Consider the following 16,694-nt stretch of genomic DNA (forward strand, 5'->3'; position numbering starts at 1 on the left):
CTATAGAAGGAGCACCAATAAAAAAACCTCCAAACATGATGGACATGCTTGAAGGATTGTTTCATTAAAATTTATTCGTAAATGTATCTGGATTACGTATTTTTTTGATATATTCGCTAGGATTACAACCATAATACTTTCGAAAGGTTGTCGTAAAATTACTGGCGTTGCTGTACCCGATTGAAAATGCCGTCTCTCCAATGTTTAATTGTTCAACTTCCAAGTACCAGAGAGCTTTTTCCATTCTTTGCTTACGCACCATTTCAAAAATAGTCATTCCGAATAAATGGGGGAATCCTTTCTTTAGCTTGAATTCATTAAGCCCAACCTTTCGGGCCAACGCTTGAATGGACAGGGGATGCTCAAAATGAAGAATGACGAATTCACGAGCCTTATGGAGCTTTGATATATCTTCACGACTTATAAAATGGCTTGTCCCCCTTGTTACATGTCCATCCATCTCCCCAAACAATGCAATAAACTCCATTGCCTTACTTTCCATGTATAACCGTTTCATCGTCCCATTGTAGTTACAATGTATCATGTCATAAACACACTTGTGCATGGCGGGCGTATCCGCGTAGGCGTCAATATTCCCTTTGTAACGTTGTAACCATGTTTCTATGCTATGCTTTTCTGCAATATCTCCGGCGTAAGAAAATAGCTCTTGTGGAGAACACCTTATTTCCACTATTTGTTGGTGAACGCCTGCCTTCTTTTCCTCATAAACCAGTTCATCCTCTAAATATAAAACATTCCCGGTCAACCGATTGGTATGACTTTCTTTGCCGTTCCATTCACAGTATATTTCACCGTTTAAGCAATAGCTGAGTTCAAAGAGCGGACAAGCCTCCTGAATATGAAGCTTCATATTCTGTTCAAAGGTGAGATCCGTGACCACGATTTCCATACCTGGACGAATCCGTGTGCGAGTCATACTTCCCTTACCTATATGCGAGGGAATCGTGAGTTGTTGCTCCGATTTTTTATGATGAATATGACCATCCACAAGCTCAGTGAATTGGTCAAATAAATGATGAATGTCTGCACTCCATATATTCAAAGCCAATGCCAGCCCTTCTTTCCTGTTCGGTTCTAACTATAGGATAACAAAAAAAGAGGACCCGAATCATCGGGTCCCAGCAACATATATTATTCAAAAGGGGGTCATGTCTGTATTGTACCCGTCCTGTGTTAGAGTTGTTTTGCAGTTATATTTCATCTTTGTAACAAAATATTCCACTGCCATTTCTACGCATAATCCCCTTGGGTCATCGAAAATACCAATACACTCGGTACCTCGCCTGAGGGATCATAAGCACCAATTGTACGCAGCAGGCGCATCTTATTTTTAATAAGCACGCGCATGGAAGCCTGATTATCCTCTTGGCAACGACTTTCGATCCGCTTGAGCTTCAAAGATCCGAAACCAAAATTCAGCATTTCTCCTACCATTTCTGTAGCCAGCCCCTGTCCCCAAAAAGGACGATCCAGAATATAGCCCAATTGCGCCTCACCCGTTCTTTCATTCCATTGCTGAAAAGAGACAATACCGAGCAACGGTGAGGAGGTAAGCTCATTGGATTCACTAAGTAAATTGCTTTCTCCTGTATTTCTCTGATGCCATTCCACCGCAAAATGCAGGGAATCTAGTGAATCAGCAGATACTTTAATTTGCGCAACCAGACGCCGCATTCGTGTATAGACTGGCTTGCGAATTCGATTCACATATTGGATCACCAATGGATCGGATAGGATCCGTTCCAGCGCGGGATAATCCTCCGCTCTTAGCTGGCGCAATCGGACTCGACGGGCGTAAAGCTCCGGTAGCCCAAGACGAAGCATTTCTCTGGTCAGCACAATGTTCCCTCCTGCGGATGGATTGGCTTTTAGAAATGAATGTTTCCATACTTAATCCAGGTCCTGAATCCCCCGGTAAATTCCTGTACGCAGCTCTCGAATATAATACGGCAAAGAAGGTACAGCAGCTTCCTCCGCTTGTTTTACCGCCAGTTCTATATCATAAGGTACACGTACAAAATGAATGGAGAAGGACGCAGGCTGCTCCTCTCCCATCTCCCCCTCTAAAATGCAGTAGGAAGCCTGCGTAACATCCAACGGATTCCCGACACTACCGACGTTAAAAAGTGTTTTTCCCTGAAAATGCTGGATAAAAGCATTGTGCACATCACCATATCCCACGACATCCGGAGCAAAAGCAACTTTTCCATTTTCTTCTGCTAACGGATCGAACATGGCAAGCCGTTTTTCCGGCTCATCCCATGGCTGCACACGGTGATATACACTTTGCGGCGAGGCATGCACCAGACGGATACGGCGTCCGCTCATTCTGAAATCATAATGAAACGGTAACTGTGCCAAATACTGCACTCGTTCTGCCCCCAAGCGTTCGGCTTGCCAGCTAAAATTGAGATCATCCGTAATACTAACCAGCTCATCCCAATTCCCCCGCACGACCACTTCACAACGTTGACGGACAGCATCCAGAACCTCGCACGGGCTAGGCCCTTTGCCGATCAGATCCCCCAAACAAAACACACGGCTAATGCCTCGGGAAGCAATATCCTCCAGCACCGCCTCACAGGCAGGCCAATTGCCATGAATATCTGAAATGACAGCAATACGATCCATCTGAACCTCACTCCTTTGTCCGAAACGACTACACTCTACACTACATTCGAGCCATCTTTATGTAGTTCCAACATATATGATAAAGATGAAAAAAAGATCATGGCCTATTGGCCGGATTTTAACGTAATGACACTAAGCTCCGGTCTGCACAGCACGCGAATCGGCAGATGTGTCATGCCAATGCCTCGGCTGACATACAGCGGCATTCTCTCCGTTCCCACATGAAATAATCCCTGGATGTACTTGCGTCCACCCGGAGGCGGCATCGGCGCTCCAATGACCGGCAAGCGTACCTGTCCTCCATGCGTATGCCCTGACAGTTGAAGATCAAAGGACATTTGCGCCGCCACATCTGCATAGTCCGGCTCATGCATCAGCAGGAGCTTGCACATCTCATCAGGTAGTCCGTGAATGGCGCGCTGCGGATTGGGCTTGCCCATGATGTTATCCTCTAAACCGACCAAGGCTACACGCTGTCCCGCAAGCTCTACAATCGCATGCTCGTTTCTCAGCAACGTAAACCCGGTTTTCGGATACAATTCCTGTACTCCGGCTGGTAAGCCTCTATAATCATGATTGCCCAGAATAGCAAATTTGCCAAGTGTGGCGTGCATAGAAGCCATAACTGGAACAGCAGCCTTCATGGATACTGCATAGTCATCCACAATATCGCCTGTAAAACAGAGCAAATCTGGCTTCAGACCTGCTATACGGTCCGCAAGCTCGCGTAGATCCTGCTCATCCATGTGAAAACCCAAGTGCACATCACTAAAATGTACGACCCTGATTCCGTCAAAAGCAGACGGAAGACGAGGGAGAGACAAGTTGAAGCGTGTAATTTCCAAATGATTAGGCTCCCATAAGGAAGCATATCCTCCAGCCAGAAGCGCGGTTCCGGCTGTGGCTAAAGCCGCTTTTTTCAAAAAATGGCGGCGCGAAGGATTGGCTGGTTCATTTGAAATGGAACGCCGCGAAGAACCGGGAGGGATAGCGGACCCCTGATGCGGGCCATCCTGACTCTCGCGGCGGGTGTGCGGCGTCTTCTCCATATGCATTCCCCCCTGCAATCTATTCCTTGATCTCACTTTTTAGAAATTCTTACTGTCCAGAAGCTTTAGCGGTAGTTGGACAACCACTGCTCCGCATAGTCTACCAAATCACGTTGCCTCGCGAAAAAACATGAAGCCTCCCCAATGTTCACCCGCATAAAGGCTGAGGGACAGTCCCGTTCAAAATCAAGTCCCAGCTTCTCAAAGTCATCTGAGGTAATATTAAAATCCTGAAAAGATACCCACGCTTTTGCTCCATCCACCATCATAGGAGCTTGATGCGTGATCACTTCTCGTCCATTATAGGCTGTTCGATATTCCGCCAAATGCAAGGACGTGTTGCTGTCATGTTCGCAGCCCAACAGCAGTACATAGGCATCTGCCTCATACAGCTTTGCCAAGGGCGAATGCTCACCCAGCCCAAAATCAAGCTCATGCGCCTCCAGCAAGTCTGAAGCAGCAGGTCCACGTGCCGCCAGAGAAACATGCGGATGCCCGCTGCGCTTGGTTCCCGGCAGACCACGGAACGTTTCTACAATGACGCCCATCCCTCCGGTCAGCGTCCAAGCCGGATCATAAGCGGGCATTTCCTCGCGTACCAGTTCCCACCATGACTCATCCAGAGGCGGGTTCATCCAAGTCGAGGGATCAGTCAAGTCATGAGACTGTGTCGGCATTACCAGCGTCCCTTCCGGACCAACCGCTTCGGTTAGCGCGGCAAGAATGGCCGAGGCCCCGCCTGGAACAAAGCGTCCAAAGCTGCGCATCGACGAGTGAACAAGCAATGTCATGCCGCTCCGAACTCCCAGATCCTTTAATCCCTTCATTACATCCGACCTAGTGACAGGTCGATTCGTTATCGGTTGCACAGTCACCTGTCCAGCCTCCTTTTCACCAAAAACGATACACAATACCATAATTATACCATAACTGCTATCCCGCGCTCCTTTCTCCATGTTACCCTCCATCATTCCTGAGCGCAAAAAAACAGGCTTTCTCCAGTTTGAGAAAAAGCCTGTTTGTGCATAACCTATTCGCTGTCTAGTGCTATACAGTCAGCCAGCGCTTGAACATATGCTTGGTCGTTTCCTTGTTCATTTCGGCAATAGAAGTTGTCAACGGAATGCCTTTCGGGCAAGAGCGTACGCAGTTTTGCGAGTTCCCGCACCCTTCCAGCCCGTCGTCCGTCATCAACGCCTCCAGCCGCTCTTCCTGATTCATTTCCCCTGTCGGATGGCTGTTGAACAGGCGAACCTGAGAAATCGCCGCAGGTCCGATGAACGTCGTCTTCTCGTTGACGTTCGGGCAAGCTTCCAGACAGACACCGCAGGTCATGCACTTGGACAGCTCATACGCCCACTGACGCTTTTTCTCTGCCATTCTAGGACCAGGACCCAGATCGTAGGTACCGTCAATCGGAATCCACGCTTTGACCTTCTTGAGCGCATTAAACATCCGGCTGCGGTCGATGACCAAATCCCGAACTACCGGGAACGTGCTCATCGGCGCGATCGTAATTGGCTGCTCCAGCTTATCGACGAGCGCTGCACAGGCCTGACGCGGCTTGCCGTTAATCACCATGGAGCATGCTCCGCATACTTCCTCCAGGCAATTCGACTCCCAGCACACCGGAGCCGTCTCTTTACCGTGGCTGTCCACCGGGTTACGCTGAATTTCCATCAGCGCGCTAATCACATTCATCCCCGGACGATAAGCCAATTCGAATTCTTCCGTATAGGAACTGGCTTTAGGATCAGCTTGACGGGTCACAACGAACTTCACTGTTTTATTCGACTTCACTGCTTGCTCCGACATCTAAATACACTCCCTTCCGTTATTTGTTCTTGGAATAATCCCGAATACGCGGCTTGATCAGCGAAACATCCACCGCTTCATACGAGATTTGTGGTCCTTCCGGTGTCCAGTCCGCAATCGTCGTTTTCAGGAAATCCTCATCGTTGCGATCCGGGAAGTCTGGTTTGTAATGGGCCCCGCGGCTTTCGTTGCGCAATAGCGCACCTTTGGTCATCGCTTCGGCCAGCTCCATCATATTCCACAGTTGCCGTGTAAACGCCGCACCCGCATTGTTCCAGCGCGAAGCGTCATTGATGTTAATGTTAGAGTAACGCTCCTTCAGCTCCTTGATCTTGTGGATCGTAGCTTCCAGCTTGTCATTATAACGAACCACAGTCATGTTGTTCGTCATCCACTCGCCCAGCTCTTTATGAAGAACATAAGCATTTTCTTTTCCGTCCATATGCAAAATACGCTCATACTTCTCCGTCTGCTGATTAACTGCCGCATCAAATACGGAAGTAGCTATATCCTGTGCAGATTTTTTCAAGCCTTTGATATATTCCACAGCCTTAGGTCCAGCTACCATCCCGCCGTAAATGGCTGACAGCAACGAGTTCGCACCCAAACGGTTCGCACCATGATATTGGAATTCACACTCACCAGCCGCGAACAAGCCCGGTATATTCGTCATCTGATTGTAATCGACCCACATGCCGCCCATTGAATAATGAACAGCCGGGAATATTTTCATCGGGATTTTGCGCGGATCGTCACCGACGAATTTTTCATAGATTTCAATAATTCCGCCCAGCTTTACATCCAGCTCTTTCGGGTCCTTGTGGGACAGATCGAGGTAGACCATGTTCTCGCCATTAATACCCAGTCCATCATCAACGCATACACTGAATATTTCACGTGTTGCAATATCGCGAGGGACCAGATTTCCGTAAGCCGGATACTTTTCTTCGAGGAAATACCATGGCTTACCGTCCTTATACGTCCAAATACGACCGCCTTCTCCCCGTGCCGACTCGGACATGAGACGCAGCTTGTCATCCCCTGGTATAGCCGTCGGATGAATCTGGATAAACTCACCGTTCGCATAGCGTACGCCTTGCTGATACACCGCACCAGCAGCTGTGCCCGTATTAATGACGGAATTCGTGGTTTTACCAAAAATAATCCCGGGGCCACCAGACGCCAAAATAACTGCATCTGCTGCAAAAGTCTTCACTTCCATCGTACGCAAATCCTGCCCGCAAATCCCTCGACAGATGCCTTCATCATCCAGTACAGCCTGTAAAAACTCCCAATTTTCATACTTGGTCACCAAACCAGCAGATTCCCAGCGCCGTACCTGCTCATCGAGAGCGTACAGAAGCTGCTGTCCTGTCGTCGCGCCAGCAAAGGCGGTCCGATGATGCTGGGTACCGCCGAAGCGACGGAAGTCCAGCAGTCCTTCCGGTGTCCGGTTAAACATGACGCCCATGCGGTCCATGAGATGAATGATCCCTGGAGCCGCTTCGCACATCGCTTTTACCGGAGGCTGGTTGGCCAGAAAGTCCCCGCCATAGACCGAATCATCAAAGTGAATCCAGGGTGAGTCTCCCTCACCCTTTGTATTTACCGCACCATTGATGCCGCCTTGAGCACAAACGGAGTGGGACCTTTTGACCGGAACCAAAGAAAATAAATGAACGTGAACTCCCGCCTCTGCCGCCTTGATCGTAGCCATTAGACCTGCCAGACCGCCGCCCACGACAATAATGTTGGATGCTGCCATTTCTGCTCACTCCTTTTTTTCAGGATTTTAACCAAATCCCCTTTTACGTTTAAAAATAGAATCTCAACACGATGTATAATGGATATGACTCATTTACAGTAGCTGTTTAAAAGCGCTGCATTGCACCAAGGCAGTTGCCGTTTCCTGAAATTCCGCGCTGCGGAATGCAAGCAGGGAAGCGATGAAGCCGATAGACACCACCACGAACAGGGTCATACAGATATAAGAAGATACTTTTTGCGCACGTGGTCCCACAGTAATCCCCCAACTGACCATAAATGCCCACAGTCCGTTAGCAAAGTGAAAGGATGCCGAAACGACACTGATTAAATACAAAATGAAATAAACCGGGTTCGTCACGATGCCATGCATAACGCCGCCTAGCTCCTCATGAGTTACTTTACCCAGAGCTACCTGAAAGCGTGTGTCGTATACGTGCCAGATAATAAATACAAATGTAATGACGCCAGAAATACGCTGGAACAGAAAGCGCCAGTTACGTGAATAGCCGAACCTTTTGACATTCGGGTCAGCCTGATAAGCGATATACAAGCCATAAATTCCGTGGAACAGTAATGGCAAGTAGATGAATAACGTTTCTAGCACAATAACCAGCGGCAAACCATTCAGGAAGGCCACGCTGCGATTAAATCCTTCCTTGCCGCCCTCCACCGCTGTGAAGTTCGTCACCAAATGCTCAACAAAAAATAGAGCCAACGGAATGACGCCAAGAAGCGAATGCAGCTTTCTGGAATAAAATCCTCTCATCTAGGTCATGCTCCCTTCTCCCAATAATAGCGTTTTCAATAGTAATATAACATATAAAATGACAGTTCCCGACAGGAAATGTCCAACAAGGTGTCCCTTATAAGGAAAAACAAAAGTGTGAACATCTTGTGTCGCTTTCATGTTACTCCTTTTCGGCTTATAATGGAATTGCAATATACGTATTAATTATTATGTCTTTTTTGCATATAGAGAGGAAGTGGATGATTTGTTTGAGGATTTGAACGCTTTTGCCGTCATTGTCGAGCAGTCCAGCCTGAATAAAGCCTCCAAACTGCTGAATCTGTCCCAACCTGCCCTGTCTCGCAAAATTGCCAAGCTGGAGGAACAGCTGGGTGTGAATCTCTTTGATCGTCGGGGCAAACGGCTCGAAATTACGTCCACTGGCCGATTTGTTTATACATTCGCACTAGAGCAACGGCAACGACAGCTTCGCTTTTTACAAAAGCTGTCCCAGCACAAAAATGAAGCCCAGAGTATGCTTACACTCGGCGCAAGCCTCACGACACTCCAAACGACGCTGCCTACCCTCGTCGAAGCTTTCATGAGCAAGCATCCTCAAACCGAGCTGAAGCTGCTCACCGGTAAAACCCATGAAATCGTCGCCTTTGTACGTGATAAAAAAGCAGACGCCGGTATTGTCGGGTCTGCCATTCATGAAGCCGGACTGCGTTGCATTCCGCTATTTGATGATCATTTGGAGCTTGTTGTTCCCATTGGACATGAATTAACCGTCAAGACAGGAACGGCCTCGATGAAAGATCTACAAGGATTGCCGATGATTATATTCTCCAAAGGAACCTGGTACCGCAGTCTGACGGATGACTTATTCCAGCGCAGCGGCATCATGCCGGATATCCGCATGGAAATCGACTCCTTCGAGGCAATTGTACGCCTGCTTCCAACCTGTAAGGCTTCCGCCTTGCTACCCAAATCCTATTTGCGCAGCGAACTATTACGGGATAATGGACTCACTGCATTATACTTGCCCGATTTGAAGGAGACACGCCGAACGACCTCCCTCATTTACTCGGAGACGACCGATCTCGGTCCGACAGCACGACGCTGGATTAGCGAGACACGTGCGTCGTTTGCAGGCTACCGTATGGTGTAGAGGGTTTAGCCCTCTTCATTGACATTAACAACCTCATCCTCAAAGCGACCGATATTGTCATTCGAGCCGATGATGACCATAATATCGTCTGCTTTTAGCCGATCCATAGCCGTCGGTGCGATCAGGATACCGTTCGCCGTATGAAGCGCCACGACACTACAACCAAAGCGAGTACGGGCATTTAGCTCTGCTAGCGTTTTTCCATTCAGACATGCAGGTACATTGAGTTCCACAATACTGTATTCTTTGGACAACTCCAAATAATCGAGCAAATTAGGCGTGACTAGCTGATGAGCCACCCGGATACCCATATCCCGTTCTGGATAAATGATCCGGTCCACACCGAGCTTCTCTAACGCACGCCCGTGCAGCACAGATATGGCTTTGGCTACGACTTTTTTCACACCCAGCTCCTTCAGCAAAATGGCGGTCAGGATGCTTACCTGAATGTCATCACCAATAGCAACAATGCCGCAATCGAAATTACGGATGCCCAGTGATCGCAACGAGTCTTCATCGGTAGCGTCCGCAACGACAGTATGTGTCAACATCTCACTCATACTGTCCACCACATCCTCATTCCGGTCAATGCCTAGCACCTCGCACCCCATATCCACCAATTGCAAAGCCAGGCTTGAGCCAAACCGTCCCAAGCCAATAACTACAAACTGCTGCGTTTTCATATCTACTCGAAAACTCCCTTATCTGAATCAATTTCATAAATGAGGATTTTGCAAAAATCCTGAAATAATTAAATCAACGAAATGTATACTACTTATCATGAAATGATTCATCCTATAATCATTTTGCCTTCCGGATGACGATATAATTCTTTACCCTTTTTCGGCCCCAGTGCATAAGCTAGCGTGAGTGGCCCCAGTCTACCTGCAAACATCGTCAGGGTAATCACCAGCTTGCCTATGACTGTCAAATCAGGTGTAAGCCCTATCGACAGCCCCACCGTACCAAACGCAGACACCGTCTCGAACAAGATCATCAAAAAATGATGATCTTCGGTTGCCGACAAAATCATGGTCACCCCGATCACGAACAGCAGCCCCAGCAGTGTAATGGTCAAAGCCTTGTAAATTCGTCCCTGCGCAAGTCGGTACCTGAACAGCACAATATCTTCACGCCCCCGTAGCATCGAAATCACGGCTCCAATGAGCAGCGCGAATGTTGTGGTCTTAATCCCGCCTCCAGTGGAGCCAGGGGAAGCCCCAATAAACATGAGTATGATGATAAAAAACTGCGTAGCCTGCCGCAAGCCTCCGATGTCCAGCGTATTGGCACCTGCGGTACGGGGGGTAACGGACTGGAATAAAGATCCCAGCAGTTTACCACCCCAATCAAGCGAGCCAAGAGTCTTTGGATTCGTAAACTCAAATACAAAAATCGCGAGCGTGCCGACTACAATCAGAGCGCCCGTCATGCTGAGTACCACCTTAGTATGCAAGGACAGTCTCTTGCGCTTGCGATATTCTGCCAGGTCCGACATCACTACAAAACCAATGCCGCCTGAAATAATCAGGAACATAGCTGTAAAATTAACAATCGGATCATATACATAACCTGTCAGGCTGCGAAAGTGCCCGAATAAGTCAAAACCAGCATTGTTAAACATGGAGATGGCATGCCAAATCCCAAAATAAATCGCCCTGCCTACAGGCATATCAAACGACCAGCGAATCGCAAATATTGCAGCACATACGCCCTCAATGACCAGCGAGTACAGCAGCACCTTACGAATCAATCCGACAATTCCTTCGACAGAGGTCTGATTCATCGCTTCCTGTAAAATGAGGCGCTCCCGTAAGGAAATCCGACGTTTGAACACCAGCGCGATCAAGGTAGCCATAGTCATAAAGCCCAGGCCGCCGATCTGAATGAGCGCAGCGATAACAACTTGACCAAAGGTTGTAAAAAAGGTCCCCGTATCCTTTACGACAAGCCCTGTAACACAGGTCGCGGAAGCGGCAGTAAACAAAGCGTCTATAAACGCAAGTGGCTTTCCTGTTGTATTGGAGATCGGCAGCATTAACAATAAACTACCTATTAGAATGATAATGGCAAAGCCCGCAACGAATATCTGCGGTGGAGAAAGCCGGAGCCAGCTTGCATTGGGATTCATCTATTCATCACTTCTCTCCTACTTGGTGAATTATGAGCATGGAGATCGCTCCGGGTGCAGATTATTCTTCCGATTGCTGTTACCCCCGGATACTTTTCTAATTCTATAAGCCCTTTAATGGTTAAAATCCGGTGATAGCTTATGCTTACGATGCGAGCTTTCCTACGGAAAGCTTTCAGGCAAACGCTTTGCTTCTTCAGAACAATTCTGTCCCCTCCGCTACTGCCATCTCATAAAATCACCAATCTCTTTTCAGTTTCTTTCGTCCGTTTCTTTTATAAAACAGAAAAGTATCCGCAAAGCGGGATACTTTTGCCTTTCAATACTCACTACTTCATACCTCACTACCTAATGAAACGTTTGGTGACTTTAAGGCAGGCAGCAGCGCAGCGGTCCATTTGGATCTGGAGAAGCGGTAGCGCTCGCCTTTGAGTCTGAATTTTAACCTTATTAGGGTTTCCTAATTCAATAAAATTCAGAGTCAACAGCGATCGGAAGATCAAATGGAACGCGCAGCGACTTAACTCAGCAAACTTTTACACGCACATATACACACAAAAAAAGACACCGGAAAACCGAGTGCCTGACTTGGTTCCTGCTCATAGCCTACGAGGTTAGCTGACGGATTCGGGCAGCACAGTATGCCCTATTTACACATCCAATCCAGCAGGATCGGCTGTAAAATTCACCCCAGTAACATGGTTCCCCCGTTTTCTCATAGAAATTCGGCTCAACTGTATATCATTACCTATGTATTTTATAGGCATTGCCTCAAGATTATAATCCTTCTATATCCAGATCACAAAACCGATTTCGCCGAAAAAACGTGAAATTGGCTTTATTTTGCGAATGGGCATCGTTTAATCGCAGCTTATCTTATTTTATTGGAACTTTAAAGTGCTTTCACTCTATTTTCATGAATATCGCTGGTCTGTTGGCGGGAACCTGTGCAGTATGATATCTTTAATGGATGTTCTTATTTACAGATTAAGGAGGAAACTCATGAATCCTATCGGGAAACCGGTCGTGCTCACGGCCAACTTCAAAAAATTAGGCTTGCTGGGCGGGATTGGCCTGATTTGCTTTTTTATCTTTCAATTGCTTATTCCCTCGCTTAGTAATCCGAGTCCAGAATCAGTAATGAACGCAAAGGTCATCAGCAAACAAGAAGCGGTCATACACGCATTGGACTTTGCCCGCTCCGAGTTGGGCTATACTGAATCACAGCCAGAGGAGCCTGTCGTGACCTATCAGGCCGAAACAGATTTGTACGGTTATTTATCTAGAGAAAAACTGCTTCAACAGTACGACCGTACATGGAAGAAAAATTACCCTTACGAAACCTTTCGGGTTGATCTGCCTGAATCCTCAGCGAAAAGCAAACTGCAAATTCATGTGGATTTATCCACTGGGAAGGTCGTTAGCTTTAAACGGATCACCTCCAGTACCAATTACACACAGGCTGATATTTCTACGGATGAAGAAGCACGTAACAGGCTTATACGTGTAGCTGAGGACGGCATGACGCTTGAAGCCAAGGAGCAGGCGGCCGCAGTATGGGTCAAGCGCTTTGGCTTTAAGCCGTCGGACTTGAAGCTCGCCACCACTGAAAAAGAAGGTGGATTAAAGTATACCGTAGACGATAAAAAAATCGGCGCCTCGGTACTTACACTGGCTTTTACTTTCGAAGACGGTGATGTTCGCTCCTTCTCTCAAAGCTTTTCGGCCCCGTCGTCCTATACCGATTATATCGAAAAGCAAACATTTTGGGCGAATTGGATGACCTATGCGGGTTATGCCCTATTTAGCTTTGTGCTGGGTGTTCTTGCCATTGTGTATGCGTCACTCACCCGACGACATACTTCATTTGTACGCGGCATTGTTCTGTCCGTTATATACTTTATTGCAAGTATAGCTGGGACAATGAACATGCTGCCTTTATTGCAAGCAGAAGCAGGCGGTAAGGGCATGCTTATATTTCTTATGGTGTTCCAGATTGGTGTTACCTTCTTCATGGCAGTAGCGCTCTACTTCTCCTTGGTCGGCGGTGACGGACTTATGCGTCAGGTTGGACTGAATGCATGGCCGCGTGCGAAAGAGCCGGGCTACGGGCTGTATGTGCTTCGCAGTATGTATGTTGGCTACTTGTGGGCCTTTATTTTACTCGGGGTACAATCCATCTTATTCTTTATACTGGAGCGCACATTTAATACATTCTCCACAACAGATGCCACGCAATCCCCTTACAATATGGCTTATCCATGGTTACTGCCGATTATGGCCTGGATGGCAGGTATTGGAGAAGAGACTGTCTACCGTCTGTTTGGTATTCCGATGGTCAAAAAAATAGTGAAAAACACTTTTGTTGCTTGTCTGATCACCACGCTGATTTGGGCACTGGGACATACACTTTATCCGATCTATCCGGTGATTTCCAGACCTATTGAGCTGACTTTTCTTGGCTTGCTGTTCAGTTTTGTGTTCCTGCGTTACGGTTTTATTGCCGCCATGTTCAGCCACGTTATTTTTGACAGCATTCTAATGGGGCTTAGTGTAATGAGTCTGGGAGACACTGTGAATGTGAGCGCTGGTCTATTCTGGATCTTACTTCCAGCCATTGTGGGTTACATCATTTATTGGTTTAGTCCTAAAAAGCCAAATCGAATTATGTTTGAACCTATTAAAAAAGAGGAGCCGTATTCTACGACTCCTCCTCCCGAAGGGCAGCTATAATCTGACGCGCAAGCTTATCCCCAATAGAGAGAGGCCGGAATTCTTCAACGCTGGCCTCTCTTATTTTTTTGAGTGATCCAAAATGCTTGAGCAGTAACTTACGCCGTTTCTCGCCGATGCCTGGAATAGAGTCCAGCCGGGAAGTTACCATAGATTTGCCGCGTTGCTCGCGGTGGAACGTGATGGCAAAACGGTGAACCTCGTCCTGAATCCGTTGCAGCAGATAAAATTCTTCGCTATTGCGTGCAAGTGTCACGGCCTCAGAGGACTCTCCCACTAATAGTTGGGAAGTTCTATGTTTGGCATCCTTCACCAGACCACACACAGGAATGAACAAACCCAGCTCATTTTGCAGTACATCGGTCGCCGCCTTAATTTGTCCACGTCCACCATCCACAACGATCAAGTCGGGACGTTCCAGATTTTCCTTAAGCACACGTTCATATCTACGCCGAATAACCTCACGCATCGTTTCATAATCATCGGGTCCCTGCACAGAACGGATCTTATATTTTCGATACTCCTTCTTGGCAGGCTTGCCATCAATAAACACGATCATGGCGGAGACTGGATCGGAACCCTGGATGTTGGAGTTATCAAACGCCTCCACCCGGTGCAAGCTATCCAGCCCAATGGCACGTCCGAGATTGCTTGCAGCTTTGGATGTCCGTTCCTCATCCCGCTCGATCAGCTTAAACTTCTCATCCAAAGCAACACGTGCATTTTCCGTCGCCATGCCTGTCATTTGCTTTTTCAGTCCACGCTGCGGTACAAGTACCTTAACATCCAACCATTCAGCCAGAGCGAGAGCCGCCGTAGCTGGGTCCTCCAGTCCACCGGATAGTTGGGTTTCTGTTTCCTTTATCTCTGCATCTTGGTCACCAACTTGACCTTGATTCGTTGCTACTGCATAAGCTGCTCGTTCTTCAGCCACCAGCAATGAGTCAGCAGAATGCTCTGTCTCCGTTTGTATCGCTTTCTCATCTGTCTGTCCAGTAACATCGGCTAGAGGTGCACTGTGGAGTGCAGTTTCTGCCGCAACCGGTTGATCGACATTGACCTGTTCTGCCTGCATCAGCTTAGGAGAATCCGGCAGCAATATTTCCTGCGGCACTGCTGGGTTGTCACTATAATATTGCGTCACATAGGACATAAAATCACTGTAAGCCTCACCGTAGAAAGGAAAAGTCGACATATGGCGCTCGATCATTTTACCTTTGCGGACATATAGGATTTGTACACACATCCAGCCCTTATCTACTGAAAAACCGAATACATCTCGATCCTTCGCATCCGATGTGGTGATTTTCTGCTTTTCCATCATCGCGTCGATGCTGATAATCTGATCTCGCAACTCCTTGGCCCGCTCAAAGTACAATTCCTCTGCGGCCTCCTGCATTTTACGCTGAAGATCCTTTTTAATTTCCTCATGTCCCCCGCTCAAAAAGGAACCAATCTCCTGACCAATCTGCTCATACGTTTCCTTCTCGACCTCTTTCACACAAGGCCCCAAACATTGATGCATGTGATAATACAGACACACTTCCTTGGGCATCACACCACACTTGCGTAAGGGATACATGCGATCCAGCAGCTTTTTCGTCTGATGTGCCGCGTAGGCATTGGGGTACGGTCCAAAATATTTTGCTTTATCTTTCAGAACGCGACGGGTCACCTCCAGCTTGGGGTGTGCCTCGTTCGTAATTTTCAAATACGGAAAGGTTTTATCATCCTTCAACAGCACGTTATAGCGCGGCTGGTGCTTTTTAATGAGGTTGCACTCCAGAATGAGCGCCTCCATATTACTACCTGTAACGATATATTCAAAATCACGGATATCGGAAACCAATCGCTGCGTCTTGCCGTTATGGCTACCTGTAAAATAGGAACGGACCCGGTTTTTCAACACTTTGGCCTTGCCGACATAAATGATGGTGCCTTCGCTGTTCTTCATCAGGTAACAGCCTGATGCATCCGGCAGTAACGCTAATTTGTGCCGTATGTTTTCCAGCGCCTTCTCCTGATTCTGCAAGTCCTCCGCATAAGGTTTCATTCGCCCGGTTCCTCCTTCCATTCTTAATGACTGCTCAACTAACTACTTATAATATATAGGAATAATACACAAAAACGCCCCCGGTATTTACAACCGGAGGCATTGACCTTTCATGGCCGCTCCACCAAGCCCCCGCGGGAGCATGGGTCACATGCGATGATTATTGGTGTTTAGTAAGCATGCTTTTCAGCGCTTCTTTGGAGTTCAGACCTACCACTTTATCAACAGGCTGTCCGTCTTTGAAAACGATCAGGGTAGGAATACTCATCACGCCGAAACGGGAAGCAGACTCTGGATTTTCATCCACGTTCACCTTCGCGATTTTGACGCTGTCGCCAACTTCTGTGGACAGATCCTCCAGAATGGGAGCGATCATTTTGCAAGGACCGCACCATGGCGCCCAAAAATCAACCAAAACGGTTCCTGTGCCTTCGACTTCTGCGTTGAAGGATTGATCGGACACGTTAACAATTGCCATTGTATGTTCCTCCTTTATAGAAAAGTCAAGATTATTATAACCTGTAATGTCTGTTTCGACACCTTTTAATTATATCACAATAGTCTTTTAATTGTAAGATATCAAAATAGCAGACGGA

Annotated in this window: 14 protein-coding genes and 1 riboswitch; of the genes, 2 read left to right on the forward strand and 12 right to left on the reverse strand. The window is 47.5% G+C overall.

Features of this window, described 5'->3' with window-relative positions; all coding sequences use genetic code 11:
* Window positions 1-64: 64 nt before the first annotated feature.
* The 8 genes from MKX30_RS09220 to MKX30_RS09255 all read right to left on the reverse strand — a co-directional run bounded on the left by MKX30_RS09220 (window position 65) and on the right by MKX30_RS09255 (window position 8,049).
* Complete coding sequence (locus MKX30_RS09220; RefSeq protein ID WP_339200825.1) at window positions 65-1,069, reverse strand: helix-turn-helix transcriptional regulator; 1,005 nt, start codon at window positions 1,067-1,069, stop codon at window positions 65-67.
* Window positions 1,070-1,251: 182 nt separating this feature from the next.
* Window positions 1,252-1,860, reverse strand: coding sequence for a GNAT family N-acetyltransferase (locus tag MKX30_RS09225; protein ID WP_076295557.1), 609 nt, complete (start codon window positions 1,858-1,860; stop codon window positions 1,252-1,254).
* 51 nt (window positions 1,861-1,911) lie between these two features.
* A complete protein-coding gene (locus tag MKX30_RS09230) occupies window positions 1,912-2,652 on the reverse strand; it encodes a metallophosphoesterase family protein (RefSeq protein ID WP_076295556.1) in 741 nt (246 codons plus the stop codon).
* Between the two features lie 104 nt (window positions 2,653-2,756).
* Window positions 2,757-3,701 carry a metallophosphoesterase gene (locus tag MKX30_RS09235; protein WP_023990141.1) on the reverse strand — a complete coding sequence of 315 codons (945 nt, stop codon included), beginning with the start codon at window positions 3,699-3,701 and terminating at the stop codon, window positions 2,757-2,759.
* A 65-nt stretch (window positions 3,702-3,766) separates the two neighbouring features.
* The gene (locus tag MKX30_RS09240; RefSeq protein ID WP_341062801.1) at window positions 3,767-4,576 is read right to left on the reverse strand and encodes an aminoglycoside N(3)-acetyltransferase; all 810 of its coding nucleotides are present in this window, start codon (window positions 4,574-4,576) and stop codon (window positions 3,767-3,769) included.
* 172 nt (window positions 4,577-4,748) lie between these two features.
* Window positions 4,749-5,516: a succinate dehydrogenase iron-sulfur subunit gene (sdhB, locus tag MKX30_RS09245; RefSeq protein WP_023990143.1), complete on the reverse strand. Its 768-nt coding sequence runs from the start codon at window positions 5,514-5,516 to the stop codon at window positions 4,749-4,751.
* A 19-nt stretch (window positions 5,517-5,535) separates the two neighbouring features.
* Window positions 5,536-7,281, reverse strand: coding sequence for a succinate dehydrogenase flavoprotein subunit (gene sdhA, locus MKX30_RS09250; RefSeq protein WP_013311796.1), 1,746 nt, complete (start codon window positions 7,279-7,281; stop codon window positions 5,536-5,538).
* A gap of 93 nt (window positions 7,282-7,374) precedes the next feature.
* Complete coding sequence (locus MKX30_RS09255; protein ID WP_023990144.1) at window positions 7,375-8,049, reverse strand: succinate dehydrogenase cytochrome b558 subunit; 675 nt, start codon at window positions 8,047-8,049, stop codon at window positions 7,375-7,377.
* A gap of 226 nt (window positions 8,050-8,275) precedes the next feature.
* Here MKX30_RS09255 and MKX30_RS09260 point away from each other — a divergent pair, with 226 nt between their 5' ends.
* The gene (locus MKX30_RS09260) at window positions 8,276-9,181 is read left to right on the forward strand and encodes a LysR family transcriptional regulator (protein ID WP_076159680.1); all 906 of its coding nucleotides are present in this window, start codon (window positions 8,276-8,278) and stop codon (window positions 9,179-9,181) included.
* Between the two features lie 5 nt (window positions 9,182-9,186).
* On the opposite strand, the gene MKX30_RS09265 is transcribed toward MKX30_RS09260, so the two are convergent.
* Together MKX30_RS09265 and MKX30_RS09270 are read right to left on the reverse strand one after the other, a co-directional pair.
* A complete protein-coding gene (locus MKX30_RS09265; RefSeq protein WP_023990146.1) occupies window positions 9,187-9,864 on the reverse strand; it encodes a potassium channel family protein in 678 nt (225 codons plus the stop codon).
* Window positions 9,865-9,971: 107 nt separating this feature from the next.
* Window positions 9,972-11,312 carry a TrkH family potassium uptake protein gene (locus MKX30_RS09270; RefSeq protein WP_341062749.1) on the reverse strand — a complete coding sequence of 447 codons (1,341 nt, stop codon included), beginning with the start codon at window positions 11,310-11,312 and terminating at the stop codon, window positions 9,972-9,974.
* 588 nt (window positions 11,313-11,900) lie between these two features.
* Window positions 11,901-12,053, reverse strand: a riboswitch (cyclic di-AMP (ydaO/yuaA leader).
* Between the two features lie 261 nt (window positions 12,054-12,314).
* Between MKX30_RS09270 and MKX30_RS09275 the strand changes: the two genes are divergently transcribed.
* Entirely contained in the window at window positions 12,315-14,045 is a 1,731-nt protein-coding gene (locus tag MKX30_RS09275; protein ID WP_023990148.1) for a CPBP family intramembrane glutamic endopeptidase, read from the forward strand.
* Here the strand turns inward: MKX30_RS09275 and uvrC are convergent.
* The gene (uvrC, locus tag MKX30_RS09280; RefSeq protein ID WP_023990149.1) at window positions 14,014-16,098 is read right to left on the reverse strand and encodes an excinuclease ABC subunit UvrC; all 2,085 of its coding nucleotides are present in this window, start codon (window positions 16,096-16,098) and stop codon (window positions 14,014-14,016) included. The genes MKX30_RS09275 and uvrC overlap by 32 nt on opposite strands.
* A gap of 160 nt (window positions 16,099-16,258) precedes the next feature.
* Entirely contained in the window at window positions 16,259-16,576 is a 318-nt protein-coding gene (gene trxA, locus MKX30_RS09285; protein ID WP_010347861.1) for a thioredoxin, read from the reverse strand.
* Between the last annotated feature and the right edge of the window lie 118 nt (window positions 16,577-16,694).

Origin of the sequence: Paenibacillus sp. FSL P2-0173 (assembly GCF_038008045.1) — a bacterium.
Taxonomy (GTDB): Bacteria; Bacillota; Bacilli; order Paenibacillales; family Paenibacillaceae; genus Paenibacillus; species Paenibacillus polymyxa_B.